At 42.0% G+C, this 14,490-nt stretch carries 14 protein-coding genes; 2 read left to right on the top strand and 12 right to left on the bottom strand.

Annotation, left to right across the window (positions count from 1 at the left end; translation table 11 throughout):
• Positions 1-9: 9 nt before the first annotated feature.
• Positions 10-3,222, bottom strand: a complete 3,213-nt coding sequence (locus tag IB67_RS01445) for a polysaccharide biosynthesis/export family protein (protein ID WP_072757826.1) — start codon at positions 3,220-3,222, stop codon at positions 10-12.
• A gap of 270 nt (positions 3,223-3,492) precedes the next feature.
• Between IB67_RS01445 and IB67_RS01440 the strand changes: the two genes are divergently transcribed.
• Positions 3,493-4,791: a nucleotide sugar dehydrogenase gene (locus IB67_RS01440; protein ID WP_498875357.1), complete on the top strand. Its 1,299-nt coding sequence runs from the start codon at positions 3,493-3,495 to the stop codon at positions 4,789-4,791.
• Positions 4,792-4,931: 140 nt separating this feature from the next.
• Positions 4,932-6,374: a fibronectin type III domain-containing protein gene (locus IB67_RS01435; protein WP_498875356.1), complete on the top strand. Its 1,443-nt coding sequence runs from the start codon at positions 4,932-4,934 to the stop codon at positions 6,372-6,374.
• Between the two features lie 11 nt (positions 6,375-6,385).
• On the opposite strand, the gene IB67_RS01430 is transcribed toward IB67_RS01435, so the two are convergent.
• The 11 genes from IB67_RS01430 to rbsD all read right to left on the bottom strand — a co-directional run bounded on the left by IB67_RS01430 (position 6,386) and on the right by rbsD (position 14,330).
• Positions 6,386-7,336, bottom strand: a complete 951-nt coding sequence (locus tag IB67_RS01430) for an IS3 family transposase (RefSeq protein WP_187146486.1) — start codon at positions 7,334-7,336, stop codon at positions 6,386-6,388.
• 32 nt (positions 7,337-7,368) lie between these two features.
• On the bottom strand, positions 7,369-7,785 hold the full coding sequence (locus tag IB67_RS01425; protein WP_011993257.1) for a transposase: 417 nt from the start codon (positions 7,783-7,785) through the stop codon (positions 7,369-7,371).
• Between the two features lie 36 nt (positions 7,786-7,821).
• Positions 7,822-8,043: a hypothetical protein gene (locus IB67_RS01420; RefSeq protein ID WP_498875355.1), complete on the bottom strand. Its 222-nt coding sequence runs from the start codon at positions 8,041-8,043 to the stop codon at positions 7,822-7,824.
• The gene (locus tag IB67_RS01415) at positions 8,022-8,300 is read right to left on the bottom strand and encodes an IS3 family transposase (protein WP_245789402.1); all 279 of its coding nucleotides are present in this window, start codon (positions 8,298-8,300) and stop codon (positions 8,022-8,024) included. The genes IB67_RS01420 and IB67_RS01415 overlap by 22 nt, the downstream gene beginning before the upstream one ends.
• Entirely contained in the window at positions 8,278-8,580 is a 303-nt protein-coding gene (locus tag IB67_RS01410) for a transposase (protein WP_072757276.1), read from the bottom strand. The genes IB67_RS01415 and IB67_RS01410 overlap by 23 nt, the downstream gene beginning before the upstream one ends.
• A 101-nt stretch (positions 8,581-8,681) precedes the next feature.
• Entirely contained in the window at positions 8,682-9,578 is an 897-nt protein-coding gene (gene rbsK / locus IB67_RS01405) for a ribokinase (protein WP_072757278.1), read from the bottom strand.
• A gap of 1 nt (position 9,579) precedes the next feature.
• Entirely contained in the window at positions 9,580-10,569 is a 990-nt protein-coding gene (locus tag IB67_RS01400; RefSeq protein WP_072757280.1) for a LacI family DNA-binding transcriptional regulator, read from the bottom strand.
• A 76-nt stretch (positions 10,570-10,645) separates the two neighbouring features.
• Positions 10,646-11,512, bottom strand: coding sequence for a D-ribose ABC transporter substrate-binding protein (locus IB67_RS01395; RefSeq protein ID WP_072757282.1), 867 nt, complete (start codon positions 11,510-11,512; stop codon positions 10,646-10,648).
• Between the two features lie 25 nt (positions 11,513-11,537).
• The gene (locus IB67_RS01390) at positions 11,538-12,464 is read right to left on the bottom strand and encodes an ABC transporter permease (protein WP_072757293.1); all 927 of its coding nucleotides are present in this window, start codon (positions 12,462-12,464) and stop codon (positions 11,538-11,540) included.
• On the bottom strand, positions 12,464-13,942 hold the full coding sequence (locus IB67_RS01385; RefSeq protein WP_072757295.1) for a sugar ABC transporter ATP-binding protein: 1,479 nt from the start codon (positions 13,940-13,942) through the stop codon (positions 12,464-12,466). The genes IB67_RS01390 and IB67_RS01385 overlap by 1 nt, the downstream gene beginning before the upstream one ends.
• A 1-nt stretch (position 13,943) precedes the next feature.
• A complete protein-coding gene (rbsD, locus tag IB67_RS01380; RefSeq protein WP_072757297.1) occupies positions 13,944-14,330 on the bottom strand; it encodes a D-ribose pyranase in 387 nt (128 codons plus the stop codon).
• Between the last annotated feature and the right edge of the window lie 160 nt (positions 14,331-14,490).

Here is a 14,490-nt window from a genome sequence, read left to right as displayed (position 1 = left end):
TTGATGCCATTATTTGAAAAGTCCGGATACGTTGTTGTAGAAGGTTATTAGGTTATTTATAACCGGTATCCATTCAAGTGCACTTCTGAATATATCAGACGGCACGAAGATTATGTCTCCGCTTTCAATCACAGGATTGTATTCTATCTTTCCACCGCTCATTGCACCCGCAAGGTTTATCTGTTCCGCTTTTCCATTGATTCCACCTTTGTAGAGCCATACGCTTGATGGCGCTGCTTTTGTGCTGAAGTATCCAGCCTGGATTATCGCTTGCAGCACCGTTGTGCCTTCTGTCAGCTGGACTATTCCTGGCCTGTTCACTTCGCCAAGCACGTACGCGTAGTTCTGCGGCGCGTCGATTATCCTTACGATGTCCCCTGGATTGATGTTGTACCCTCTTGCCTGGGTAAGGTCCTTGAGCTCGATTGTTTGTTTTTCCGTTCCTTTTGTAATTTCAAGTCTTCTGTAATTTTTGTCTATTCCTGCTTTTGTGAGTATTTCGTAGAGCGTTACTGGTTTGTCTGAGTAAATCATGCTCGGATTTCCGTTTGCGTTGATTACGTATATGTAGTTTTCTTTGTCGACGTCAAAGAGGAGTATGCTGTTATTAGTAAGCTTTGCGTTTGCAAATTCGCTCCATTCTATCTGCTCAACTTTTTCATCGTCTATCACAGTAATCTTGTTGCTTATGCCTTCTTTTAACCCTCCAAGTTTTCCCATGAGCGTTCTTAAGTCAAACTCTTCGCCTTGGGTGAATCTCACAAGTCCATTCGGTACGCCTTTACCGAACACATAGACTTGGTTCGGTTCTTTCTGCGTGACGTATACAAAGTCTCCATCTTCAACTTGCGCGTTCTCTATGCCTTTGAATATTTTCTCTGCATCGTACTGTCCAGCCAACGCACCGTTTCGAATAATTAAAACTTTGTCAGATGCGTAATAGAGTTCCGGTCCGATGATGAGCCCGCCGAGTTTAGCAAAGAGCGTTTTCAAGTCTGGCGTTTCGTAGTAGTCGAACTGCACTCTGCCCGTGCTTCTTATGTACCCCATCGCCGTTACGTAGACCGGCTTTTTGAGCTGGACGTTGAGTATCGCGCCTTTTTGAATCGGCGTGTCTTTTGTGAAGTCTATCGCTGTTGCATTGTCGGTGATTTTATCTATCTTTCTTAAATCGCTCAGTCCTACTTTTGCAAGTATTTTCTGGATGGTTATCGGTTCGTTGAGTGCGAACGTGACGTATGAGGAGACATCTCCAACAAGGTACACGGCATTGACGTCGGATTGTTTGAAGATCAATGTGTCGTGTTTTTCAAGTATTTGGTCTTGTTTACCGTAGATGAGTTTTTCAGGTTCGTATTCGAATTGTTTTCCATTTCTCAAGAGTGTTATCTTTTCAACGGTTTCTGGCTGGGTTATGAGTTTTTTGACCACATAGCTCAGCGTTTTCGGTTCGTAGTATGAGAGCTGGAGTACGCCTGGTCCTGATATGCCTGTGGTGTAAATCAGGAACGGTTCGTACGATACAAGCACTGTATCGCCAAGCGACAGGTTGACGTCTTTCTTGTTGTATATTATATCTCTGAGGTTGACTTCGATTTGGTTATTTATCAGTGCTTTTCCTTCGTTTTCAACATCTGAGTTTGGCAGTCCGATTTTGTTCAGCAATGTTTTGAGTGTCCTTGGCTCTTGCGGTTCGAATGGTATTTTACCTTTCTGGTTTGCAAAGCCTTGGACGTATACGTAGAATTCGTCGAATTTCTTTATCTCGACTTTGTCACCGTTGCTGAGCGTGTATTCCTGAGCTTTTGATATGTCGACAGCTTTTCCGTTTATCTTCACCGATTCGATCCATTTCAGTTGGTCTGTCGGAATGCCGCCTATTTTTGTAAACAAGCCTGCGAGTGTCTTTGGCTCGTCTGGTTCGAACGTGACTATGCCAGGTTTGTAATCACCCGTGAGGTAGATTTTGAATTCTGGGTATTTTTTTATTTGAACTGTGTCGTTGTTCTTGAGAGAGTATGTGTCTATCTTTGAGAGGTCAACAGTAGTATCGTTTATCTTTATCGATTCTATCCATTTGAATTGTTCAGTTTTGAGACCACCGATTTTCGTGAGTAGCGTCTTTAGCATCTTTGGTTCATTTGGTTCGAATGTGATTATTCCAGTTGAGAAATCACCCGTTAAGTATATTTTGAACTCTTCGTATTTTATTACGTTCACTATCGCACCGTTTGGAAGGATGACGTTCGCTGCCATGGTTAGTATTGTGGGTGAGAATTCTTGAGTCTTTCCATCCGGTGTGGTGACTGTGATTTTTTCTATCCACTTTTCGTTGTCTTTCGATATCCCTCCAGCTTTCGCTATCGCAAGTGCAAGGTTTTGTGGTTCTTCAACTGCGAATGTTTTGACTCCCGCACTCGGAACGAAGCCAAGAACGTAAACATATCTATCGTCTCTTTTGGGGATGTACAAAGAAGTTCCCTGTGTGAGAGAATAATCGGTTTTTCCGCTGAGAACGTCTTTGAGGTTTACGGTAACTGTCTTGTTTGCTGTTGTAAGGTAAGAATTCTCTATCACAGCGATTTGTTCGTTGAGTGTGCCGAGGCGCAGAAGTAGAGTTTTCAATGTCAAACCGGGTTCGTATTTGAATATGGCAGAGTATGCGCCACTTACTTGAATCGTCTGACTGTATTTCACCGGTGGGAAGTAGATTACATCTCCTTCTTGAAGAAGAACATCATTATCTATCTTGCCTTCGTAGAAGAACGGGAGCATGTTTATCGTCTGTGTCTTACCTGCTCGTTTGAGCTGGATATTCTCAAAATCGATTTCTGTTGTTGGCGAAAGGTTGAGAATTGAGAAGAGTTTTGAGATAGTGAGATTTTGATAATTCGAAATGTCAAAAGTGCGGTTCATTGCACCTTGGAAGTAGACATACATCGGTGCGTAGTCGACGATATAGACGGTTATGACAGGGTCTTTTATGAATTTTCTGACAGTTTGTTCGATTAGGTTCTTCACTTGATCAACTGTTAATCCTTCCACTTTGATATTTCCTGCATACGGATATGGAATCGTTCCATCAAATGCGACTTTCACTGTTCGGGAGAATTGTGGTTGACCAAACACTTCAATGGCGATAGTATCACCAACACGGAGCGTGTACCCAAAGATACTCAGCGCAAAAATAATACTTAGAAAGCCGATAATCCACTTTCTCATCACTTTCTTACCACCCCTTAATATTCAATTTGTTTTTCCACTTCATTTGAATTATATCATACCACAACTCAGAGATTAATAGTTAAAATTTCCAGTTTTGTTACAATCATAGCAGCCCACTGCACTATAAAGCCACTTCCAGCAACCGAAAACATTCCAAAAATAATGGACGGAATATATCCTTCGGTTACACTAAACTTTTCCCTTTGACTTCCGATAATAGATATGGTAAAATTCATTCAGTGAATGAATGATTGGGAGGGATGGAGAATGAGTTTGTACGAAAAGATATTAAGCAAAAATGCGGTAATAGGCGTTATTGGGATGGGATATGTTGGGCTGCCTTTGGCTGTTGAGAAGGCGAGGGCAGGTTACAGGGTTGTTGGGTTTGATATACAGCAAAAGAGGGTTGATATGATCAACCGCGGGGAGAATTATATAGGAGATGTGGATGATGCTGAACTCAAAGAGCTTGTCCAGTCGAAGGAGTTAAGAGCGACGGCGGATTTCGATGAATTGAAAAGTTGCGATGTAATAAGTATATGCGTGCCAACACCGCTTGATAAATTCAAGCAGCCAGATTTGAGCTATATTATCAACAGCGCAAATGAGATAAAGAAGAGGTTGAGAAAAGGACAGCTTGTCGTTTTGGAAAGTACAACGTACCCAGGGACAACGGATGAGGTAGTACTGCCAATTTTGGAAGAAACTGGCTTGAAAGTTGGTAAGGATTTCTATCTTGCGTTCAGCCCTGAGAGAGTTGACCCAGGAAATCCACGATACAAGACGAGAAATACCCCTAAGGTTGTCGGCGGTATGACTCCTGAGTGTACGAAGCATGCGGTGGCGCTGTATGAGAACGTGCTTGAAGCTGGCGTGTTCCCAGTTTCTTCGCCGAGGGCTGCTGAGATGACGAAGATTTTGGAGAATACGTTCAGGCTTGTGAATATAGCCCTCGTGCAGGAGATGACGAAGGTAGCGAATAAGATGAATATAAACATCTGGGAGGTTATAGATGCGGCTGCGACGAAGCCGTTCGGTTATATGCCGTTCTATCCTGGACCCGGCATCGGCGGGCACTGTATTCCGATAGATCCGTTCTATTTGGTCTACAAGGCGAAAGAGTACGATTTGCACATGATGCTCGTTGAGGTTGCGGGCGAGATTTCGGATAATATGCCGTACTATGTTGTCGACAGGCTTTCGGATATTTTGAACGACAGGATGCAGTGTTTGAACGGAAGGAATATCCTTTTGCTTGGCGTGACGTACAAGGGGAATATAGATGATTTGAGGGAGAGTCCTGCGTTGAAGGTGATTGAGATTCTTGAACGAAAGAAAGTGAATGTGTTCTACTACGATCCGTTTGTTCCTGAGTTCACGCACAACGGGAAGCACTACAAGAGAATTGAATTGACTGAGGAGAATTTGAAGAAGATGGATGGGGCTATAGTTACATCAGGCCACACAACCGGAATAGACTATGAATTCGTCGCGAAGAACGTGCCGTTTTTGTTCGATACGAAGAATGTGACGAAAGGAAAATACGAGAACGTGATACTGCTCTAATAGTGAATTGTGATGTTATGAAAGCATCTCCGAACCAATTCGGAGATGCTTTTTTTGTATAGGATTTTGGGGAGAAGGTGTGGTATAATGATTTTTGAAAGGGTTTGAAAGAAAAATACAGAATTTCAGGGAGGGGTTGTATGAGATTTACAAAGATAAAGAAGGCAAGCTCTTTGCTTTATTTCGCTTTGGCTTTATATTCTGCATTCCTGCTTGTTAGTTGTGTGCCAACGAATAATAACGGCGGTGCGAACAGCAACAAGCCGTTACTTCTGAGCCCTCAGGATGAGGCTGTGAATGTCGAATTCAATAATGCAGTTTTGAAGTTTAGAACGCCCACTAACGAAAAGTACGAATTGGTAGTTAAGGAAGCAGTTAATAATGTAGAGGTTTATAAAACCGTTGTTGACGGTAACGGAGACGAGGTATCAGTTGTTGTTCCAAAAGGAAAGCTCAAGCCTACAGTAAGATATAAGTGGTACGTAAGGTTGAGGGATGACGATTCAGTTGCAAGTGACGTATGGTATTTCAATACAAAAAATAATACACCACCTTCTGTGAGCAACCTGAAACCTGATAAGACTTCTGATCATCCTTTTGGAGCTCTGGCGTTAACTTGGAGCGCAACTGATCCAGATAACGACGATTTGACTTTTGAGGTAAAGGTGTATTTACTTGGCAAGACTGAACCTGTTTTCACAACTACAGTTGCAACAAATTCTGCTGTTGTAAAGAATTTAGAACAGCAGAAGGATTATGAATGGACTGTTAAAGCCAAAGATCCATGGGGAAGCGAGAGCTCTCTGACAAGGGCAACTTTCAGAACGAAAACAAATGAGGCACCGCAAAATATTGAGCTTTTGAACCCAAAGAACGGGCAGGTTGGTGTTAAGTTCAACAACTTGCTACTACAATGGGAAGGATACGATAAAGATTACGAAGAGCTAAAGTACAACGTCTCGCTGAACGATAGTCAGAATTTGCTCAGCGGTTCGACGCTTACTCAGTACAGGGTAACTGGGCTGAAACCAGATACTCTCTATAGGTTAAAGATAACCGCTATCGATACGTACGGCCTTTCGAAAACTCAGGAATTCACGTTCACAACGAAGCAAAATTCGCCACCAAACAAACCAACGTTGTTAGAACCTGCTAACAATTCAAGGGTGAATTTTGCAAAGATAACGTCTTTGACGTTTAGATGGCTTAATTCAGTTGATCCCGATGAAGACACAGTTTCGTACGATTTTGTTATTGAGTCGGAAGGAAACGTTGTGGTGAGCAGGGAGGGTATAAATTCAACTTCTCAAATCTTTTCTGACCCAAAAAGTATCTTAGACGTCGGCAAGACTTATGCATGGTATGTCGTCGCTAAGGATCCGCATGGCGGAAAGACGCAGAGCGAAAAGTTCACATTCGAAACGTATGAGAATAATCCGCCGACAAAGCCAACATCGCCGTATCCGGCTAACGGTGCGATAAATCAGCCGAACAGAATTCCAAAGTTCTCGTGGCAGTCTTCAGATCCAGATGGTGATCCGCTTAAGTTCGACGCGGTTAAACCCCCTGTTTTTGGAGAATAATTAAGCGAGTCTCATTTTTTCACAACCACCACTCTGTTAATTGCGCCTTTCCTACTTTCTTGCTCGTTTAATAGTTCATCATATTCGCTCGGTGTCATATATCCTAATGATCCGTGCGGCCTTATCTCTTGGTAGAAGTATATGTATGCTTTGTATGCATTGTATACGTCTTCTATGTACTCAAATTCATTCATTTGTACGAATTCTCTCTCTACTACTGAATGATGTGACTCTATGTATGCTTGGCTGTTTGGATTGTTCTTGTATCCAAATTCATGCTCTATTCCCATTTCTTCCAGGTATCCTTCCGTTGCTTTTGATTTGAATTGTGGCCCATTGTCTGTCCTTATCGTCAGTTTCTTCGTATCTACTTTCCTGTATTCTATCGCTCTTTCTATGCATTCTATGAAGTTCTTCGATTTGCTCTTCTGTCCCAAATGTGTCCCTACTATCGTTTTGTCTCTCACGTCTATTATGTCAAGCATCGGTACGTATCCGTCTTTCTTTGTCGGTATGAATTTAATGTCTGCTTCCCAATATCTATTTGTCTCTCCTATTTCATGATCCTTTGGCCTTTTCTTTGGATGTTTTGCATGTTTCTTGTACTTACGTATTAGTCCGAGTTCTTTCCTCATTCTGTATATTTTCTTGTGATTTACTATTATTCCGTATCTTCTCTTCAGTACTTTCGAGAGCTTCTTGTCTCCAAGTGTCTTGATGTAGTATTCTGGATCATTACAGTTCTCATTCTCGTATATCGTAACTAAAAGTCCCTCTATTTCTTCGTCACTGATTGTTTCCCCTGTTACCTTTGTTGAGTAGCCTTTGCATCTTCTTTTGCTCTTTCCCTTTATCCAATCTATTGAAAAGAACGTTCGTGTTGTTGCGTAAAATGTGCTTGAACTCATTTGAAACTTCCCTAAAAGATATCTTAGGCATACTCCAATTCTCTTGTACTTCAAACTTATTAACAATTCTCCAACATTTGTCGATTTTACTTTTGTTGATTCTCTTTCTTGCTGTTTGTTTTTTTTAATAACTCTATTTGGTCTAATGCTATCCTCAATTGTACTTCCTTCTCGAGCAGTATCTTCTCGTAGTATTCAAGTTTCCGTTTCAAGGCAATTGTGTCGTTCGGATTGGTTGAATCGTCTCTCCGAACACCTGCCGATTCAAAGATGAATGGCGGTATCTTTGAATAATCTGATATGATTGATCCCGGCCTTCCTCTGCTGACATTGAATACTGAATCATCGTATCCTGATTCCTTGTAATTCTTCAACCATCTGAAGAATATGCTGGGAGAGATTGAATATTTCTCACAAATCTGCGCTTGTGACTTATCACCGTTAAGATATTCCTTGACGACAGTAAGTTTGAACTCTGGAGAATACTCTTTCCTGCTCTGCATACGACTCACCCCTCTAAGATGAATTTTATCACTCTCCTAATTTCCCTCCAAATCCTTCATGGGGTGAATATGGTCTTGTATTATCATTAAGTACAATTTCCCTTCTTTTGTCTTTATCTCTGTTATATCACTTACAAACTTTTCATACTTACTTTCACTTCTAAAGTTCCTTCTTAGTATGTTATCACTTACATACAATGTTTCTTTTGCTGCTCTGCTTATGTAGTTCTTCTTCCTTATCCTTGCATACAGCCCCACATTAGCCTGTATACCTTTTTGTGATTTACTATCTTTCCTTCTCTTCTTAGCACCATCGTTATCCTTCTGTATCCGTAGATTCCATTGTACTTGAAGTATATCTCTCTTATCCTTTCTTTTATCTGCTTATCTTTATCCTTCTTATTTATCGCTCGGTAATACCCATTTGTTGATATGTCCGCTATTTCACACAATAGGCTAATGCTGAATTCACTGCTTAATTGCTTGATTACTTCAATCTTTGTTTTTTTTATCACTCTCTTCAAACAACTTTTCAATCAATAATTTCAAGTATGCATTCTCTGCTCTTAACCTTTCAAGCTCAAGTTCATGTGCTTCTTTCTTCGGTCTGCCTTTTTTCAGTTCGACACTTCCATGAGTAAGGTAGTTCTTTATCCACAATCGTACTCTACCTTCGTCGATGCCCAAAAGAGATGCAATTGTCCTTTTTGGAAGATGCTCTTCCAAGTAGAGTCTAATGACTTCTTGTTTCAGTTCAGCAGAATACTTCTTGAATTTCTGTCCTTTCTTTGCCAAGAAAAACACCCCCTTGTTGGTTTTATTTTACCATACTCGGGGGTGCTTTTCTTTTTCATTTTTCGTTATTGGGACTCAGTGCATTTCCGCCACGGTCTTTTTTATTTGAATTGTTCGGCTTCTTCACGGTTAGGTATGGAAGGCTGTGCACCTTTTCGTGTTACTGATATTGCCGCACAGGTGTTTGCAAATTCGATTGCACTCTGTATGTCCTTTCCCTCACTTAGTGCAACGGCTAAAGCACCGTTGAAGACGTCGCCGGCTGCGGTTGTGTCCACGGATTGAACCTTGATAGTCGGAACTGAGATCATCGTTTTCTCATCTATATACGTTGCACCCTTTTCACCTTGTTTTACAACCATAGTTCTTAGTCCTTTTTCTTTGAATGCTTCGAACGTTTTCTCTATTGATTCGTATCTGCCGATGATGTTTTCTGAGAGTGTTTTTAATTCTTCTTCGTTTGGTGTGAGTATATCTACGTAAGGGAATATCTCTGGGTTAATTCCTATAGCTGGTGCAGGGTCGAAGATTACTAATTTTCCAGCGTCTTTTAATAGCTTTGCTGCAAGGAGGGTTGATTCGAAAGGTATTTCGTTTTGTAAAAGGAGAATGTCACTTCTCAGTATATCACTCTTACACTCTTCGATAACCTCTGGTGTAAGATATGCGTTCGCTCCATATGTGATCATTATCCTGTTTTCACCAGAAAGCGTTACTTCGATGAACGCAAGGCCTGTGTTCGTGTCGACAAATTTGTAACCTGATATTCCAAGTTTTTCATAGCTTTTTGCAAGTGCGCTTCCGTATGAATCGTTTCCAAGCATAGTTAAAAAAAATACGTTGCTTTTAGAAAGTTTAGCAACCGCAACTGCTTGGTTGGCACCTTTTCCGCCAGGGAAGTATTCAAGATTTAAGATTTTCTGTGTTTCACCGGGTTTGGTAAAGTGCTCAACTGTTAAGACTATATCCATGTTCGAGCTTCCGATAACGGCTATCATTTTATTTCCTCCTTGTAGATTCTCTGACAACGAGTTCTGGTTCGAGGACTATGCCTTCAATGGTGGTCATCTCGCCGTTTATGAGTTTCAACAATATTTCCGCTGCTGTTTTTCCCATTTCGTACGTGGGCTGATGGACAGTTGTCAACGCAGGCTTGTAGTATTTGCTGAATGGTATGTCGTCATATCCAGTCACGCTGACATCGTCGGGTATACGTACTCCTTTCTCTTCTAAAGCATCCAAGAGACCGAATGCTATTAAGTCGTTTCCACACAAGATCGCATCTGGCAAACTTTTTGTTATGTTCTTTCCAAATTCGTACCCTGCGTCGTACGAAAAGCTTGCGTAATGATGTTCGTGTTGCAATCCGTATTCGCGCATTTTAGAAATAAACGCGTCGTGTCTTTGCTTGGCGCTGAATGTGTTTTTGTCACCGTTGATGAATATGAAATTTCTGTGACCGGTGTCTACTAAATAGTCAACGAGCATGGTTATGCCTTTGAAGTTGTCAACAACCACGTAGGATACGTTGACGTCCTTTATGAGCCTGTCTAAGAAGACAACGTTGAGTCCGTGTTGTATGCTCCGCAAAAGTTTCGGGTTCGATTCTCCCGTGCCCGTAAATAGAAGACCATCTATGTGTTTTGATAAAAGCGTATTAAGTATTGTGTCTTCTTTTTTTCTGTTCTGGTCAGAGCTGCCAAAGATCAGCGTGTATCCGTGTTCCCAAAGATAATCTTCGGCACCTCGGACTATTTGGACAAAGAACGGGTTTGAGATATCCGGTAGTATGAATCCTATCGTTTTTGTTCTACCGTGTCGCAAGCTGCGTGCAAGCATGCTCGGGGAATATCCGAGTTCTTGGACGGCTTCTTCTACTTTCTTTTTTAGCTCCTCAGAAACGGGTGCTGAACTGGTTAGTACACGCGAAACTGTTGAGATGGATACACCTGCTTTTCTTGCTACATCTTTAATGCTAACTTTCGCCATTCGTCCACTCTCCAAATTAAGATTTCAAAAGGCCAGGAGGGATTTTCCCCCTCCCGGCTGAACCATTGTATCTATTTTACTTAGTAACGAGTTCCAATTCAACTGGGATGAAAACCGTTTTGTTTGTTAAGTATTCGTGAGCTTTCTGGACGGCGAGTTGTCCCATAAGATATGGCTGTTGTGCAACTGTTGCAGCCATTTCGCCTTTCTTCACAGCATTAAGTGCGTCAGGTATTGCGTCGAATCCAACAACGATTATCTTTCCAAGTTTTCCTGCTGCTCTAATGGCTTCTATTGCCCCGAGTGCCATTTCATCGTTCTGAGCAAATACTGCGTTGATATCAGGATATGCTTGGAGAAGGTTTTCCATGACTCTCATGCCTTCTGCTCTGTTGAAGTTCGCAACTTGTTCCGCGACAAGTTTGATGTTTGGGTATTTTTTCAATTCGTTCTTGAAACCCGCACCTCTGTCACGCGCTGCAGATGTTCCTGGGATACCAACTAACATAACGACTTTGCCGGTTCCTTTAAGCTGTTGAGCGATGAACCTTGCTGCCATCGCACCACCTGCGACGTTGTCAGAAGCTATGTGCACAACAACTTGTCCACCTGCAGCACCACGGTCAACTGTTATTACAGGAATCTTCGCCTTGTTCGCTGCTTCGATAGCTGGGACTATCGCTGCACTGTCTGTTGGGTTGATTATTATCAAATCTACTTTCTTTTGAATGAGGTCTTCTATGTCGTTGAGCTGTTTTGCTGGCTTGTCTTGAGCATCAACCACTAAGAGCGTTATGCCAAGTTCCTTTGCCGCTGCTTGCGCACCATCCCTTAATGTGACAAAGAACGGGTTGTTAAGTGTCGATAATGAAAGTCCGACCTTGAAGCTGAAAACTGAAACCGCAAAAACAACCATCATCAGTACGAGTATCCACCTTTTCATACCTTCCACCTCCTGAAAGAGTTTGTCAACCCTCACGTTCGACCAAGACTGCCGTTAGAATAACTATGCCTTTGACTGCATCTTGATAGAATGGCGAAACATTGAGGATATTCATTCCGTTGTTCAAAATTCCCATTATGAGTGCCCCGAAGAATGTGCCTATAATCGAGCCCTTACCTCCTGAAAGGCTCGCACCACCAAGAACAACAGCAGCGATAGCGTCGAGCTCGTATCCAACACCAAAGGTAGGCTGGGCACTGTTGAGCCTCGATGTTAAGATAATCGCACTTACGGCGCTTAAAAGACCGCTCAGCATGTAAAAGCTGATTTTGTAGACATCAACCTTGACTCCGCTGAGACGTGCTGCTGTTTCGTTTCCACCAATTGAATAAGCGTACAGACCGAACTTGGTATAAGTTGTTATGTAGAACATCAGTGCCAAAAATCCGAACATGATGAGTATAGGAACGGGGATACCGACAATGTCGCCTGAACCGATGAATCTGAAAGCATCAGAAAAGCCAGTGATGGGCATTCCTTCCGTGTAAGCCAGTGTCAAACTCCTTGCAATCGCCATCGTTGCCAACGTCACTATGAACGGCTGTAGTTTTGCTTTCGCAATGATGAAGCCGTTCACAAGCCCAAAGCCAGCTCCGGTTGCAAGTGCAGCGATGATGCCCAGTGCTATTGAATTTTTGCTAACAATCGAAGCGAGTATGGCGGCTGAAAGTGCAAAGACCGAACCTACGGAAAGGTCTATTCCTCCAGAAATGATGACAACGGTCATTCCAAAGGCGATAATAGCCTGCATCGAGACTTGCCTGAGAACGTTGATGAAGTTCGAAACCGTGAAGAATCTGTCTGAAAGGATAGAAAAGAGTATGACAAGTCCGATAAGTCCAACTATTGCAGGATAGTCTTTCAGTTTCCTGAGTACCTTCTTAGATGCCATTACATATCAACTCCCGTAGCTAGTTTTATTACGTTCTCTTCGTTAACATCTTTTCTCCCCAATATTCCCATAGATTTACCCCTGTGCATCACTAAGACTCTATCGCACAAATTGACGATTTCGGGCAGTTCCGATGAGATGAAAATCACGCCAACTCCAGAATTCGCAAGCTCGTTGATTATGTTGTACACCTCAACTTTTGTGCCAACATCTATACCTCTTGTTGGCTCTACCAAAATCACAAGTTTCGGAGTCTTTCTAAGTACTTTTGAGAGCACTACCTTTTGCTGGTTTCCCCCTGAAAGAGTCTTCACCTTTTGCTTTATCGAGCTGACCTTAATCGAATATTTCTTCACCTCATCTGCGGATATCGACTTCGCCTTTTTCCAGAGTATATGCCAAAGTTTAGATACTTCGTCTGTATTTTGCAAGGTGATGTTCTTCACGACATCGAGATCAAGAATCAGTCCCATCTTTTTCCTATCTTCCGGTACGAGCGCTATTCCGTGTTCTAACATGTTCTTCTGTGGCTTTAGGTCTTCACCAAGCAAGGTCATCTTTTCCCATTTCGCTGGTAAGTACCCAAAGATACCTAAGGCTATTTCCGATTTGCCTGAGCCGACAAGCCCTGCAATGCCGAATATTTCGCCTCTCTTAACTGAGAACGTCACATCTTCCACCAAACCTTCGATTGTAAGGCTTTCGACGGAGAATAGCACTTCGTCTGTGGGTTTATTGAACTTGGGATACATCTCTTCGATCTTTCTGCCAACCATAAGGCGTATGAGCTCGTCTTTGCTGATTTCATCAACTCTACCTGTGGTGATATATTCTCCATCACGAAGTACAGTAACCCTATCTGCTATTTCGTATATCTCTTCTAAGCGATGGGAGATGAAAATAACGGATACACCTTTCTTTTTAAGATTTTTAATAATTCCAAAGAGTCTTTCCGTTTCGTATTCGGTTATCGTTGCCGTCGGCTCGTCCATTATGAGTACCTTTGAATTCAAAAAGAGTGCTTTTGCAATCATCACGAGTTGCTTTTCTGATGTGTTCAAATTCTTGACTTTCTCGTCTGCACGGAGATTGAAGTTCAGTTCATCGAGAAATCCTTGGACAATGGCAATTGCCTTCCTCTTTGAGAAGTTGAAAGTTTCCAACTTTCCAACAAAAACGTTCTCCGCAACGGTCAGTTCTTCGAATAGGTTTAGTTCTTGGTGGATTGTGGAGATGCCCTTTGCTATTGCCTCCGTTGGACTTTTGAACAACAAGTGCTCTCCGTTATACACTATTCTTCCAGCATCTGGTTGGTGGACACCACTTATTATCTTGATAAGTGTGCTCTTTCCTGCGCCATTTTCGCCGATGAGTGCATGGACCTCACCGGAATACAGGTCAAATCTCACATTCTTTAGAGCTACCACACCTGGGAATGACTTCGTTATGCCCTCGAGTTCTAAAATCTTTTCATTCATTTTAGAATATCACTCCAGAAACGAATATTGCATTGTTGTACGGCTTTACATCACCTGTTCTTATAACTGCTTTGCATTTCTTGCTCAGTTCTTTCAGCTCTTCGTGGCTGGTTCTCTTGATCTTGGCATTTGGAAGCCTTTTTTGAATTTCCTGCACAAACTCGTCCTTTGATTCGTTGGCGATTATTACTTCTTCCACTTCGAGCTCCTTCAAAATCTGTTCAAGGACTTCAAAGAATGTGGGTTTTCCATAGTCTAACACCAGGTCTATCCGTTCCGTTGAATCAGGCACGGGAAAACCCATATCGACTATCGCTATCGTATCTTTGTGCCCCATGGAGGCTACAACTTTAGCTATCTGCGAGTTAAAAATACCTGATTTTTTCAATATCTATCACCCCTTTTTCTGAACTCTTGTTCTTTCTGAAAACGTTTTCGAAAACGTTTTCAGTAAAAAGATAACACATATATTTTGGAAAACAAAATGATGCTATCACAAGTTTTGTGAAGTTCCGTAGAGAAGAGAGAAGTTTATGAACTATCGTGAA

It is taken from the genome of Fervidobacterium riparium, from assembly GCF_025370035.1.
Lineage (GTDB): Bacteria > Thermotogota > Thermotogae > Thermotogales > Fervidobacteriaceae > Fervidobacterium > Fervidobacterium gondwanense.
The sequence above is the reverse complement of the archived record's forward strand: the minus strand, read 5'-3'. Positions and strand labels throughout refer to the sequence as shown.